The organism is Allohoeflea poritis (assembly GCF_027889715.1).
In the GTDB taxonomy this organism is placed as follows: Bacteria; Pseudomonadota; Alphaproteobacteria; order Rhizobiales; family Rhizobiaceae; genus Hoeflea_A; species Hoeflea_A poritis.
Window position 1 is genome coordinate 59513 of sequence record NZ_JAPJZH010000009.1, and the last position, 13463, is coordinate 72975.

The window sequence follows — 13463 nt, forward strand, 5'->3', positions numbered from 1 at the left end:
GGCCCGTTCATCCCAGCTTCAGGCGCGCTCCTCTAGCCTTTCTCCATCAGATCAGCGGCCGGATGGTCCGGCCAACGATGAGAGAGGAAGACAATTATGAAACGCCGCACGTTTTTGACCGCATTCGCCGCCGCGGTCGCCGCGCCCGCCGCGGCGTCCGCCGCAACACTCAAACTGACCGCCGACAACGCCAAGACACCCGAGAAGGTCTTTTATGCAAAGAAGATCAACAAGAAGGTGCCGGATGCGCTGACCATCGAAAAGAGCCTCAGCGCGCCGCCGGCGATGAAGATCAAGCCGTCGATGAAAGGCTCGGTCAAGGACGTCAAGCGCCGCCGCGCGCTGCGCCACATCGCGCCGTCGATCGAGATCCAGGCGATCAACTTCGCCTTCGGCTCGCCCCGGATCCCGTCGAACCAGCACTGGAAGGTGGAACAGATCGCGCAGGCCATGCACAACATGCTCGGCCACAATCCGCACGAACTGTTCCTGATCGAGGGACACACCGACGCCGTCGGCTCCTTTGAGGCCAACCAGGCGCTCTCCGAACGCCGCGCCACCTCCCTGCAGCGCGTGCTGACCGACTTTTTCGGCGTGCCCTACCACGCCCTGGAGACCGTCGGCTACGGCGAGGACGACCTGCTGGTCAACACGCCCTACGCCGACTGGCGCAACCGCCGCGTCACGCTGCGCCGGATCACGGATATTGTTTATCAGTGAGAATGAACAAGAACTGCCCCGCCTGGTTGGCGGGGTGGCCAATCCGGCAGACAACTATTCCCCCGCAAGCTTGTCGTCGTCCTTAATGTAGATCCGTAAAAACTTCAGAAGCTGATAATTGCGAAGAGCCGCTTCACCGTGGCCGCCAGGCTTCAACCATCCTTTCTCTTGCTCGATTTCCAGTGGCTTGAAAATGATATTCGCTGCATGTGGAACAACGCCCCAGCCCCAAAAAACAAACGCGCCGATACAGCCAATAATCCAGAGGACATAGACCAGGTAAAATTCGGTTTCCCGCTCCGAGCTTCCTTCAAAGATCTCTGGAAACGCAAAGGCAATGCCGACAAATACTGCCATCGGCAACAGGGCAAATCTCAATATCAGCCGGTTTGTTTTCCTCTCCACTAAGTGAATTCCTTATTCTGCTTTCAGCCAGAGGTACCGTCCGTTTCGGGAGACCATGACTATCAAAACAATCATATCATCGAGTATCAGAAGCGCGATATCATATCCCTCGCTTCGGACACGATGTTCTCGGCATGGACCTCGGAGGCAGGCAGGGATTGTGTGCTTGTGTTGGAGATGAACCCGCTCGAATTGCCTTTCAGTTCGATGGTCGCGTCTGCTTCAAACGGCTCGACAAAAAACAGATAATCGACACCGGCAACGACCGGGACACCGCAACCGCCAAAATACGCGTTATGTGTCGAAATCGGACCGATTTCGGTCGGCTGACCTTTCAGCACTTCCTTGAGCTCATAGTATACGTCCACCAACTGCCATTGCTTTTGCACATCCGAAAGACCCGCGTTGGGCCTTACCTGTACCTTTGTCACAAAGGCTCTGAATATCTCCTTCGCCGACCGATAAGCCTTTTCCTCAGACCAATCTGCTGACGATGAGCAGGCGTCGGCATGCGGGGAGAAAATGAAAATGCCTGCCGCAAGAAATAGAAAGGATATCGATTTCATTCATTGGTCCCTTCTTTGGCAAAATAAGAGCATACACTGCACGGTTGAGTTACATAATTCGCTTTCCTGTCGTATGGACGCCAGAAAAGCCGACTGAGCGCCATCTTTGAACATATGAATTGTTGGGCGGCGCAATAAACACTCTGTGGAGCGCCCAGCGAAACGTCGAGGAAGAAGAGTTCGCCGGTGGGAGGAGATGGTACACGGGAATTCCATATTACTTATTTAAATCATATTATTAGAATACTGAACACGTCACAAGATCCGGAAAAACTCGGCACCGATATGATTTTCATGCACACACTAGATGACGGGACATTCAAGGAGGGGTTGTCGAACAGTGATTAGTGTTGTTCATATCAATCCAGCAATCTCAGCCGCTTTTTCAACATGCATAGGTAGCAATAGCAACTATCACAACAGAATATGAGGACCACAGACAATGCGATTCCTAAATTACCTGGCGTTTGCCTGCATTGCGTCAGCATTAAGCGGATGCGCAGCAACGCCGATCGTTACCGGCGGCGGCAAGAGTCAGGGCCTGGTTGAGATGTCAGTGATGCATTCCACAATAGCTCCGCCTATCTTCGATTGGGCAGCAGCGCGAAAGAAGGCGTCTGCAACATGTAAGAATTGGGGATATCAAGACGCCATTCCTGCGAATGGCCCGGAGGATTACCGAGAAGGTGACACTCAGGAATGTGTATCTGGAACGGAAGCTTTATGCGCAAAACGGAAAGTATCCCGTCTTTATCAGTGCACCGGCTAAATCCTCATGGATCATCTACTGAACTGTAAATGCTGGCGTAGCTCTGATCGACTGAAGGATGAGCTCAATCGAGCTCTTGAGTAGTAGTGCTTCGGCCCCACTACCCAGCCAGCCTGACCGCCGCGCCAAATCCCCGCGCCCGGCCGTAGAACTCCAGCGTGACGGCGTTGAAATAAACCCGGTATTCCAGGCTCTTGCCGCCGCAATTGGCGAAATAGACCGGCAGGCCGCGGTGGGTGCGCGATTTCGTCCAGCCGCCGCTTTCGCGCAGGTCGTTCTCGCTGCAGATGCGGGCTTCGATCAGCCAGCGCGCCGCGCCGATGAAGGTCTCGCCATATCTGTCATGGTCGTCCGAATACGCCACCAGCCGTTCATATCCCTCGTCGGTGAGGGTCGGTGACGGCAAATCGGTCGCGGCCACCACACAGATGGCGCCGAACAGGCCTATTGCAATGAACGATCCGAAATTCACTAGACGCGCCCCCCGATATCTAGCTACGGCAAGGAGTGTAGCAAGGCGCGATTAAGGTCCGATTTTGGAAAACGCTAAAATTCGACGGAATTGATTCAGGGACTTACAAGGCAATCAGCGCCCTTCCCCACCCGGGCGGACAAAGTCAATCGAGCCGCCCGGCTTGTCCGGCCGGACAGCTTTGGATTGGTCTCTCTGGCCACTCAGGCGACCTTGAGCACCGTGTCGGCTTCGGCAAGCTCGTAACCGAGCGCCTCGGCAACGGGTTTGTTGGTAATGCGGCCGCGATGAACATTGAGGCCGGCGCGAAGATGCCGGTCTTCGGCGATCGCCTTGAGGCCCTTGTCGGCAAGCTGCAGGCCGTAATGCAGCGTGGCGTTGTTCAGCGCATGGGTGGAAGTCACCGGAACGGCGCCGGGCATGTTGGCGACGCAATAATGGATGACACCGTCAACCTCGAAGGTCGGCTCCGAATGGGTGGTCGCATGCGACGTCTCGAAACAACCGCCCTGGTCGATGGCCACATCGACAATGACCGAACCCTTCTTCATGCCCGACAGCATCTCGCGTGTCACCAGTTTCGGCGCGGCAGCGCCCGCGACGAGCACGGCGCCGATGGTCAGGTCCGCGGAGAAGACCTCGTGTTCAAGCGCCTCGATGGTCGAATAACGCGTGCGCACGCGCCCGTTGAAGATGTCGTCCAACTGGCGCAGACGGGGGATCGACCGGTCGAGCATCGTTACCTCGGCACCAAGGCCGGCGGCCATCTTGGCCGCGTTCAGACCGACGACACCGCCGCCGATGATGGTGACCTTGCCGGGCAGCACGCCCGGAACGCCGCCGAGCATGACGCCCCGGCCGCCATTGACCTTCTCCAGCGCCGTCGCGCCGGCCTGGATGGACAAACGTCCGGCGACTTCCGACATCGGCGCCAGCAGTGGCAGGCCGCCATGATCGTCCGTGACCGTCTCATAGGCGACGGCGGTGCAGCCGCTTTCGACCAGCCCCTTGGTCTGCTCGGGATCCGGCGCCAGGTGAAGATAGGTGTAGAGGATCTGGTCCTCGCGCAGCATCGCCCATTCCGACGGCTGCGGCTCCTTGACCTTCACGATCATGTCCGACTGGTCGAAGACGTCCCTGGCACTCGCCACGATCTTGGCGCCGGCGGCCTGGTAGACGCCGTCATCGGCGTCAATGCCGAGGCCGGCATTGGTCTCGACAATCACCTCGTGGCCATGAGCCACATATTCGCGGACCGAGCCGGGCGTCAGGCCGACGCGGAATTCGTTGTTCTTGATTTCTTTCGGGCAACCGACACGCATTGAGCGTCCTCCACATCTTCATGCGCGATTCGCGCGGCTTATCGTGGTCGCATTGCACCACACGAACCATGAAATGTCCTTGCGAAGTGTGGGCTTCGTGGCGGAAAAATGCGAATATTGTTGCGAGAATCTAAATTTTGTAGAAGAATCGTCGAATGGATAAGCTCGATACAATCGATGTTGCCATTCTGCGAACCCTTCAGGAGGACGGCAGAATCTCCAATGCCAACCTTGCCGAGAAGGTCGGCCTTTCGGCATCCGCCTGCTCGCGCCGGCTCGATATCCTGGAAAAGTCCGGCGTCATCCGCGGCTACCACGCCAGGCTTTCCAACAAGGCACTGGACTATACGATGACGGCGATCGTGCACATTTCGCTGTCCGGCCAGTTCGAAAAGACGCTGAGCGAGTTCGAGGCGGCGGTCAAACGCTGCCCAAACGTGCTGGTCTGCTACCTGATGTCCGGCGAATACGACTATATCCTGCGCGTCGCCGCCAAGGACCTGCAGGACTATGAACGCATCCACAAGGAGTGGCTGTCGGCGCTGCCCCACGTGGTGCGCATCAATTCGGCCTTTGCCTTGCGGGAGGTCATCGACCGGCCGAATATCGACGTTGATAAACGGTAGCCTTCCCGCCTAAGCTGAAATATCGAAATTTGGCGCCGGAGATTGGCAATGGCGAAACGGTCTCGACTGACTCGATGGTTGTACGGCATTGTCGTGCTGATAGTCGCAGGCGCAATCCTCATTTATCTGGGACCCCGCACGCATGTGAGCACCGATATCAAATTCGATCCGGCGACAATCGGCGAGGATGTCGAGGACTTCATCGCCAGCCAGGAAGCCCGTTTTTCCGATATCAGGCCGGGCCAGGGCAAACAGATTGTCTGGGCCTATCCGGCTTCGCGCGCCAAGACGCCGCTTTCTCTGGTCTATATCCACGGCTTTTCGGCTTCGCCCGGCGAAATACGTCCGGTGATGGACATCGTCGCAAAGGATATCGGCGCCAATCTCTTCTACACGCGGCTGGTCGGTCACGGACGCACCAGCGATGCGATGGCGGAGGCAACGGTCGAGGGCTGGGTCAACGATCTCGCCGAGGCCATCGCCATCGGCCGGCGCCTGGGCGAGCGCGTGATACTCGTCGGCACCTCGACCGGCGGCACGCTGACGACCTGGGCGGCAACGCAGCCGGACCTCACCGCCGACGTCGCCGGGATCGTCAATATCGCGCCTAACTACGGCATCCAGGCCGCCGGCGCCGGGCTGCTCACCATTCCCTGGGCGAAACAGATCCTCGGCGTCATCGCTGGCGAGCGCCGTTCGTTCGAGCCGAAGAACGACCTGCAGCGCGCGAACTGGACCCATGAATATCCGTCCGAGGCGGTTTTGCCGATGGCCGAACTGGTCAGGCTGGTAAAGGATTCCGATTTCGAGACGATTGATATCCCGATCCTCTTCATCTTCTCGGAGAACGACACAGTCGTGCAGCCGGACGCGACCAAGGTCGTCGCCGGCCGATGGGGCGGCGAAAGCGAGCTGGTCATCATCAATGACAGCGACGACAAGGATCATCACGTGATCGCCGGCGATGCCATTTCGCCCTCGACGACACAGAAAACCGTCGACATTATCGAACAGTGGATCGGCAAACTTCCAGGCGAATCCTAGAGCGTGCCTGGCTTCTTGTCCTGTGAAAAGAAGTAGATCGCGACAGCGAGCGCCAAAATCACACCGTAAAAGCCGAAGAGCATCGAGAAGGTCGGCGCCGGATCGAGCGGATCGAAACGCGCCTGCGCCATCTGCCCGGTCAGGAACTGTCCGAGGCCGACCCCGCCGATCGTGAAGAAGTTCATGAGCGTCACGCCGCGCCCGGTCAGCTCCTTCGGAAAGAAATCGCGGGCATGGGCCATCATCACACCGAAGCTGGCTCCGAAAAGGCCGACGGCGAAAAGCAGAACCGTTACCTGCCACAGCGGCTGCACCGGAAACAGCGCAAGGAAAATCAACGCCAGCGCTCCGAGTAGATTGCCGAAGAAGGAAACCCATTTGCGCGTCCCGAAGAGCGTGTCGAGCGGCCCGTAAAGAACGCTGCCCAGGATCATGGATACGGCCATGAAGAGCGAGATCGTGCCGATGAGCTGCGTCGAGGCGCCATAGACATCGGACAGGTAGGGACCGACCCACAGGCCACGCATTCCGGCCGCCGGCGCATAGTTGACCGCAACGAGCGGGATGATCAGCCACAATGCCGGTATCTTCAACAGTGCGACATAGCCGGAAAGGCCGGTGCTGCCGCCCTCTTCCCGCTCAACCTTCGGATCTCTCACAAAGGCGTAGATCGCAAGCGCCGTCAGCAGCGACAGCACGCCGAGGCCGAAAATCGTCTCCCGCCAACCGAAACTCTCAACTGCGATCGCCAGTGGCTTCGCGCCGATGACATTGCCGGCGGTGCCCAACGCGACGAACCATGACGACGCGATCGCGAAACGCGCCGGCGGAAACGTATAGGCGAAAATGAAGAACGCGGCCATCAACACGGGTGAACACCCGATCCCGATCAGGCTCATCGCAATGATGATCTCAACGGGCGTTGTCGCCGCGGCGAACAGGAACGCGCCGCCTCCGACGCCGATGGCGAACAGGACCGTGGCTGTGCGGCGCGGCCCGAACCGGTCAAGCGAGATACCGACAACGAACTGCATCAGCGCGAAGGTCAGGAACCAAAGGCCAGAGGCCTGCGAGAGGTCGGCCTTGCTCATCCCCAGCTCTTCGGTGAGTGCCGGCGTCAAAACCGCAAGAAACGAACGATAAAACTGCGAGAAGATATAGGCCGCGGCCAGCGCGGCGATCCCGGCCATCAGGCGCGCCGGACGGCACACGGCGCGAACGGCTGCTTCGCTTCGCTCTCGACATCGCGCGCTGCAGGTAAAATACCGTGCATGTGCCCCCACTCAGAATAATGTGCCGGTTGAAAAATCAGGCTGGATGGCAACTCATTATCGGTAATGGCTTTTTTCTGCAAACGGCTTTTTGGTGACGCAGTATCCAAATCTCACAAGGCAATGGCATGGATGGCCGGATCGCCTTCGCCGCGAAAACAGATCGCGTTGCACTGTTTTGCAGTGATTTCTTGAATGCGGCGCGGGCGCGATTATGTTGTGCGACACGGACGTGCTGCCGGACTTACAACAGGAATCAAAGATGAACGACAGAGTCGCCAGAAAACCCTCGCGCGCGCAAATGCCCAGGACGCGGTTCGAGCCGATTGATGTCCTGACGGCAGCCGTCGCCGGATTCGCGATCATTTTTGCATTGCTGACGGCTTGGGCATTTATCCAGATTTCCGGCCTTCGGGCGCAGCTTTCGGCCGTGCGCACCGAACTTGCCGCGTCACAACAGGAAACAGCGGCGCTTGCGCAAAAACTCGGTGTCGTCGAAGGGAGCCTCTCAGGCGATCTGGCCCGGGATGCGGACGATCTGCGCAATCAGATCGTCCAGTCTGCCTCCGCCAAGCTCGACCATTCGATCAGCGCGGCCATGAGCGAACTGTCCTCCTTCGGCAACTCCAATTTTGTCTTCCACATGTCCGAGTTCGAGCGCCGGTCTTGTGTCAAGGGCGGCACTTTCATCGGCGAACAGCCCGACGGTTCCCTCCAGGAAGAAACGTTCGACGCCAATCACATGGTCGAAATCCAGCCGTCGCATGAAGACATCCGCGGAATTCCCTTCTACCGCGTCACGATCAACGATCAGACGCTGCAGTCGGCCGGCGGCCCAGGAGCCTACAGACACGGGACCATGCGAATTTCCTGCAGCTAAAGCGCTTCCACAAAAAATAGCGTATAATCCTCTGCTTCTCGCATTCGAGAGCTTGGGAGGAATGCCGCAATGAAGAAGGACTCCATGAAGCGCCGGCACCATCGCGCCAAACGCGCCGCCAATGAGAAGAAGCGTAAAGCGAAGAAGAAAGCCCGGTAGGGATCGGTCGTCATAACGGCCTTGCAGTCAGGACTTGGTCCACAATTGCATGCGCCGCTGCTTGATCCGCGCATCGCCTTCCGACGTCCCGTCATGGAAGGTTCGGAACCAGCTGTCCCACGGCGTCTCCCAGGTGCCGTAATTGCAGTCGAAGAACTTGTGATGCAGTTGGTGGAAGAAATCGCCCAGCTCGATACCGTCGCGGCCGCCGATCTTAAGGCGCTCGAAACCGGCATGGGATGTCGGCGCGCCGATCCCGTGGTGAAACAGCAGAAAGAGCACGTGGACGGGATGCGCCGGCACGATGAAGAAGATCATCGTATCGAACATCAGGAAGAAGCTCTCGACCGGATGCATCGCCAACCCGGACCAGGGCCCGGTATTGATGTTCTTGTGATGCCACGCATGGACCCAGATGTAGAGCCTGCCGACGTGAAGCAGACGGTGCAGCCAGTAGAAGTGGAATCCGGCCCAGATCGGAACAAGCACGATAAGCGCGACAAACCAGACCGGATCGCCTTCGAACGTGATCATCCTCGCCCAGCCATTGGCATAGGACCACCACATCAGGCACTCCCAGAAGGTCCAGAACTGAAGGGCTACGAAGGACCAGAACATATTGTCGTAGACCTGGTTCTTGAAGGAAAAGACCTTCGCGCCCCTGGCCATCGGCCGCAGATCGTAGCGATAGTCATCGCCCTGCAGCCTGTAGCGCAGCAGGAACAGGTGGAGACCGCCGGCAACACCGGTGAGGATAACGAGATTGCGCAGCCAGACCTCGAATACCCAGCCGAATTCGACCGTTTTTGCCCGCTCGATATCCGGCGTGAACCAAAGCCAGGTGGCAATGGCGGCAAGCAGAATGACAAACCGCATGGCGACCGGGTTCCAGCTCTTCAGCAGATAAAGCAAGGATGCCAGAGGCCGCATGGGCCAGTCCCAGTAAGGCGCCAACCGCAACGGAAGGACCGGTGTGTAATGCCACACCTTTCGGGCCGGCCGCTTGGCCGGTTTGGCGGGTTTGCTCATGATCCTTGCTCCGGGTTCAGGCCTTGTCCCGCTCGGCCGCACTCGCGGCATTAACCAGTGGCTCGCGCGCACCGGGGCGGATGACGTCCTTGTCGTACGGATTACGGTCGAAAACCTCCCGCACCATCGGTGCGAAGAATTCGAGAGGAAGATCGTCATAATCCGGGTCGAAGCTTGCCTGGTCCCAACGTTCGCAGAACGCCGCGCAATCATCGAAATACTGGTGGCCCCGGTGCCGCTCGCGCTTGTTCCGATCGAAGCCATCCAGGTGATGTCCGTAATAGACCATCTGGAAATCGCCATGGGTCTGCACACACCAGGTGCATTGCTCGCGGACGAATGGCTTGAGGATGGCGGCCGCGTACTCATCGTGATTATACGGCGCATAGATATCGCCGATATCGTGCAGGAGCGCCGAAACCACCCAATCGATATCCGCGCCGTCGCGCCAGGCACGCGTTGCCGACTGCACACAGTGGCCAAGCCGGGTGACCTGATAGCCCGACAGGCTCTCATCAAGCTCGGTCATTGCCTTGAGCAGCCGGTCGGCCGTGTGTTTCGTGTGTCCGATTTCCTCTGCAACCAGGAATTCGTAATCTTCCCTGGTGCCATCCTTCATCTGGGTAAAGCTGACCTTCTTCATCGCGCACGTCCCAAAGCGTTACCTTAGCCCAAGTTTATCGCATGATAAAATTGTCAGAAATGCCTGAAATTGATAGGCTGCCATAACACGATATTATAGCAATGACTGGAATTTCGATGCGCCGACGCCTTCCGCCGCTCAATGCGCTGCTTGCCTTCGAGGCCGCAGCCCGGCACAGCAATTTCACCCGCGCGGCCGAAGAGCTGGGCGTCGCCCAGCCAGCCATTACCCGGCACATCAACAACATCGAATCATGGCTCGGCATCGACCTTTTCCGGCGCACCGGAAATGCCGTCATGCTGACGGCGGATGGCGAATCCGTCTCGGAACTCGTTACAACGGCCTTCGATCGGCTGGAAATATCATTGGGTGCGCTTGCATCCAGCAAGAGCAACGAGATAACCATCGGCGCCTCCTTCGGCATCACCCATTTGTGGCTGATGCCGCAGATCACCGCCATGCGCGGCGCCGCGCGCGGCGCGGCCATCAATTTCATCACTTCGGAGAATTATGTCGATTTCGACGCCGGCAAGGTCGATTTCTCGATCCGCTTCGGCTCGGGCGACTGGCCGGGCAAGCGCGCGGATCTTCTGTTTACCGAAACAACCTATGTGATCGCAGCGCCGGCCTTTCTGCAAAACACCCCCGAGATCGATCCTGACAACCTTGCCGCAACACTGCGCCCCGAATGGCTGCTGGAACACGGCGATATGCACGATTACGGCTGGATGACCTGGAGGAAATGGTTCGAGCAACACGGTTCGGTGCTGTCTGGAGAACTGCGCAATGCCGATATCCGCAACTATCCGACCCTGCTCGATATGGTCCGCTGCGGTGAAGGCGTGGCACTTGGCTATGTCGGCCTCGACAATCACCTCGTCGAAGCCGGCGAGATCCTTCGCTTGGGAAAACCCGTCAAACGCCCCAATCTGGGCTACTATCTCCTGACAAACGCCGGTGACGGCATACATGGCGCAAGCAAGGAGCTGTGGCAGTATCTGACATGTGAAGCCGGCCAGACGAAGCGGCACTGATATCGGTGCAATCAGCGCGCCGGTCGATGACGGTCACGATCCAGGCCACATGACCGCAACCAAATCGATTGCCTGATGCGACACCCGATCCTTGCCGTTACACCGTTGCGCGTTTCCGGTCATGCGAGCGCGATTCTCAAAACCATTCCCGTCAAAGCGCTTCAACCAGCTTGATAAAGCGCTCCGCTGTCGGCTTTGGCGCGTAGTGAGTCATTGCCCACTCCGACCCGTTCTTCGCGATCTGCTCCACATGATCGAAGTCGGAAATCTGCTCCACAAAACTGGGAACATCGGTAAAATCCAGGGCAAGATAATGCACGTTCTTTTCGGGCATGACCGGCAATTCGCACCCGTACTTCTCCAGATCGTAGTGGATCGTACAGCACCCGGACGTGAAGGACTCCCACAGCCGCCACGAGTCGAACTGGTTTATCCGCTCGAACTCCAAAGTCATCAATCTTTCGACCGCCGCGGTCACAAGCTTCGAGAACATGTTTCCACGATAAAGGAACCGTGTCTTCACCTCACCGCCGATCGTGCAGCAAAAGGCCGTATTTCCCATTCTCTCGAAATAGTTGGGATAGTGGCGCTTGTCGGTCTGGCGCCAGAACAACATGTCCAGATCGTTGAAGTCCGGCACTTCGAAACCGTCGGTTTCATCGTCCTTCGGGTACATGGTGTAGATATGCTGCTGGGCGATCTCCTCCCAGCGGCGACGCGCATAATGCATCACGCGAAAATTGGTGGAAATAACCCGTCTTCTTTCCGTGAACGCTTTGGGTTTGGAATAGTCGATGATTCTGTTTGTCAGCCCGAACTGCCACGGCGTGAAATTTTCGGGAGTGTCCTGTTTCCTGTTGAAGTGCGCTTTCAGAACGAGATCGGCACCTCTGAGTTCGTCCCTGAAACCGGGCGTGATGACCCCGGCAATCGCATCAATGAAGATAAGCGCGTATTTCCGTGTCTTCGAAAACAGATCTTCAGGAAGAAGGCCCTCATTCTTCAGGGCGTAATAATGGAATGAGAAGACGACGACATCATAGTCGTTCAAATCGGATGATGGTGCGGCCCGTATGAGAAAGTCATCCGGATCGGTCGAGCGTTGCCAGTAATTTATGTTGCCGTAGATTTCATGCCCGAGTTGGCTCAGACCTTCCGCAAGAGCGACAATTCCGTGTTCGTATCCCACGATCTCCGATACGTCGGGCGGATAGCACAGAAAGAATATCTTCATGGCGACGCTTATGTTTCCGATTGGACAACTGACGGTCTATTAGACGTCGAGGGACGATCGGTAAACCGCCCTTTACAGAACGAACGTTAGCGGACGAACGAGCAGCCATGCTGTCTGATGACTCATGCCTTCGTGTTTTGCGAGAGCACAGACCCGAATTTCAGGCTGGTGCCCCCTGCCGGACTTGAACCGGCAAACCCTTTCAGGTGACAGATTTTAAGTCTGTTGCGTATACCAATTTCGCCAAGGGGGCCCGCGCCTACTGGTAATTATCCATGACAGGATTGCAAGCTATTTAATACGGATCAGAGCTCGGCCTATCCGTGGTTGCAGACGCAATGAATTCGCTCTTTACCCGCCGCAATGTGTTTTACATCCGCAGCGAATGTGCATAGGATAATGCATAACGCATAATTCCTGAAAAACACCAAAAGTATATTCAACGGCTTCATAATTCTGCCATGGCTCAACTCAACACCAGACTGAAGGCCGCGCGGGAGGCGGCCGGGTATAGGACCGCCGCGATCGCCGCCGAGGCGCTCGGCGTGAGCTACTCCACCTATGCATCGCACGAGAACGGTTCGCGCGGTGTGAGCCGCCCTGCCCTTACGCAATATGCCAAACGGTTCAAGGTAACGACCGACTGGCTGCTGTCCGGAAAGGGCGACGGCCCGGACAGCGATGCCGACGGTTACCCGAACACCAGACTGGTCTCTGCCAACGGATCCGATACGGAACTCGATCTCGAACTGTTCGATCAGGCCACGCATGCGGCCGATATGATCATCGAGGACTACGGACGGCAGGTGTCGCTGGAAAAGCGGCACAAGCTCATTCAGCAGCAGTACCGCAGGCTGCGCGCGCTGCGCTCGAAGAATCTTGTGAAGGAAAGCAATTAGAAATTATCTTATCATCCAGGCGCCGGTAAGATTTTGGGGAAGTAACAGGAAATCCATAAATGATAAAATCCATAAATGTGAATATGGTCGGTTTCGACCATCCCGCCGCGCAAGCTATTTTAGACGCCCCTGACCGCTACGCCAACGACCGTGAATATCTCGACGCCATGTGCGAGCACTACGGGTGCCACCTGTCGCGTGACATAATTGCGGTAACCGTCGCCAGCCACACCGACATTGAGCGCTTTACCTCTGCGGAATGGGACAGGTTCGCTTCCCTGTTCGGTCGCGTAATCGCGCAGTTCGTGGCCGCCGAAGAGGCAGGATATGGCCGTCCACACTAAGCTTCTGGACGACGGTGTCTTCGACACGCTGGACGTGTCGAAAACG

Annotated in this window: 16 protein-coding genes and 1 tRNA gene; 8 read left to right on the forward strand and 9 right to left on the reverse strand. The window is 57.5% G+C overall.

The genetic code is table 11. The features are described 5' to 3' along the window. The first annotated feature begins 96 nt into the window (after positions 1 to 96). Positions 97 to 720 carry an OmpA family protein gene (locus OOZ53_RS15155; RefSeq protein WP_271090486.1) on the forward strand — a complete coding sequence of 208 codons (624 nt, stop codon included), beginning with the start codon at positions 97 to 99 and terminating at the stop codon, positions 718 to 720. A gap of 54 nt (positions 721 to 774) precedes the next feature. On the opposite strand, the gene OOZ53_RS15160 is transcribed toward OOZ53_RS15155, so the two are convergent. Both OOZ53_RS15160 and OOZ53_RS15165 read right to left on the reverse strand, forming a co-directional pair. Further along, the gene (locus OOZ53_RS15160) at positions 775 to 1125 is read right to left on the reverse strand and encodes a hypothetical protein (RefSeq protein WP_271090487.1); all 351 of its coding nucleotides are present in this window, start codon (positions 1123 to 1125) and stop codon (positions 775 to 777) included. A gap of 86 nt (positions 1126 to 1211) precedes the next feature. Next, positions 1212 to 1691: a hypothetical protein gene (locus OOZ53_RS15165; protein ID WP_271090488.1), complete on the reverse strand. Its 480-nt coding sequence runs from the start codon at positions 1689 to 1691 to the stop codon at positions 1212 to 1214. Between the two features lie 442 nt (positions 1692 to 2133). On the opposite strand from OOZ53_RS15165, the gene yecR reads away from it, so the two are divergent. Continuing rightward, entirely contained in the window at positions 2134 to 2460 is a 327-nt protein-coding gene (gene yecR, locus OOZ53_RS26560; RefSeq protein ID WP_425499158.1) for a YecR family lipoprotein, read from the forward strand. Between the two features lie 100 nt (positions 2461 to 2560). Here yecR and OOZ53_RS15170 read toward each other — a convergent pair whose 3' ends face one another. After that, the gene (locus OOZ53_RS15170; protein ID WP_271090489.1) at positions 2561 to 2932 is read right to left on the reverse strand and encodes a hypothetical protein; all 372 of its coding nucleotides are present in this window, start codon (positions 2930 to 2932) and stop codon (positions 2561 to 2563) included. Between the two features lie 203 nt (positions 2933 to 3135). Next, positions 3136 to 4254 (reverse strand): alanine dehydrogenase, encoded by a 1119-nt coding sequence (gene ald, locus OOZ53_RS15175; RefSeq protein ID WP_271090490.1) that lies wholly within the window; start codon positions 4252 to 4254, stop codon positions 3136 to 3138. Between the two features lie 155 nt (positions 4255 to 4409). Here ald and OOZ53_RS15180 point away from each other — a divergent pair, with 155 nt between their 5' ends. Both OOZ53_RS15180 and OOZ53_RS15185 read left to right on the forward strand, forming a co-directional pair. Next, complete coding sequence (locus OOZ53_RS15180) at positions 4410 to 4880, forward strand: Lrp/AsnC family transcriptional regulator (protein WP_271090491.1); 471 nt, start codon at positions 4410 to 4412, stop codon at positions 4878 to 4880. A gap of 48 nt (positions 4881 to 4928) precedes the next feature. After that, positions 4929 to 5924: an alpha/beta hydrolase gene (locus OOZ53_RS15185; protein ID WP_271090492.1), complete on the forward strand. Its 996-nt coding sequence runs from the start codon at positions 4929 to 4931 to the stop codon at positions 5922 to 5924. Here OOZ53_RS15185 and OOZ53_RS15190 read toward each other — a convergent pair. After that, on the reverse strand, positions 5921 to 7114 hold the full coding sequence (locus OOZ53_RS15190; protein WP_271090500.1) for an MFS transporter: 1194 nt from the start codon (positions 7112 to 7114) through the stop codon (positions 5921 to 5923). The genes OOZ53_RS15185 and OOZ53_RS15190 overlap by 4 nt on opposite strands. 343 nt (positions 7115 to 7457) lie before the next feature. Between OOZ53_RS15190 and OOZ53_RS15195 the strand changes: the two genes are divergently transcribed. Further along, on the forward strand, positions 7458 to 8075 hold the full coding sequence (locus OOZ53_RS15195) for a hypothetical protein (RefSeq protein WP_271090501.1): 618 nt from the start codon (positions 7458 to 7460) through the stop codon (positions 8073 to 8075). 186 nt (positions 8076 to 8261) lie between these two features. On the opposite strand, the gene OOZ53_RS15200 is transcribed toward OOZ53_RS15195, so the two are convergent. Next, positions 8262 to 9263, reverse strand: coding sequence for a sterol desaturase family protein (locus OOZ53_RS15200; RefSeq protein ID WP_271090502.1), 1002 nt, complete (start codon positions 9261 to 9263; stop codon positions 8262 to 8264). A gap of 16 nt (positions 9264 to 9279) precedes the next feature. Continuing rightward, positions 9280 to 9906, reverse strand: coding sequence for an HD domain-containing protein (locus OOZ53_RS15205; RefSeq protein WP_271090503.1), 627 nt, complete (start codon positions 9904 to 9906; stop codon positions 9280 to 9282). A gap of 116 nt (positions 9907 to 10022) precedes the next feature. Between OOZ53_RS15205 and OOZ53_RS15210 the strand changes: the two genes are divergently transcribed. After that, positions 10023 to 10940: a LysR family transcriptional regulator gene (locus OOZ53_RS15210; RefSeq protein WP_271090504.1), complete on the forward strand. Its 918-nt coding sequence runs from the start codon at positions 10023 to 10025 to the stop codon at positions 10938 to 10940. A 151-nt stretch (positions 10941 to 11091) separates the two neighbouring features. Here OOZ53_RS15210 and OOZ53_RS15215 read toward each other — a convergent pair whose 3' ends face one another. Then, complete coding sequence (locus OOZ53_RS15215; RefSeq protein WP_271090505.1) at positions 11092 to 12174, reverse strand: hypothetical protein; 1083 nt, start codon at positions 12172 to 12174, stop codon at positions 11092 to 11094. 166 nt (positions 12175 to 12340) lie between these two features. Further along, a tRNA-Leu gene (locus OOZ53_RS15220) sits at positions 12341 to 12427 on the reverse strand. 208 nt (positions 12428 to 12635) lie between these two features. Between OOZ53_RS15220 and OOZ53_RS15225 the strand changes: the two genes are divergently transcribed. Together OOZ53_RS15225 and OOZ53_RS15230 are read left to right on the forward strand one after the other, a co-directional pair. Next, positions 12636 to 13073: a helix-turn-helix domain-containing protein gene (locus OOZ53_RS15225; RefSeq protein WP_271090506.1), complete on the forward strand. Its 438-nt coding sequence runs from the start codon at positions 12636 to 12638 to the stop codon at positions 13071 to 13073. A gap of 59 nt (positions 13074 to 13132) precedes the next feature. Beyond that, positions 13133 to 13417 (forward strand): hypothetical protein, encoded by a 285-nt coding sequence (locus tag OOZ53_RS15230; RefSeq protein WP_271090507.1) that lies wholly within the window; start codon positions 13133 to 13135, stop codon positions 13415 to 13417. The last annotated feature ends 46 nt before the right edge of the window (positions 13418 to 13463 follow it).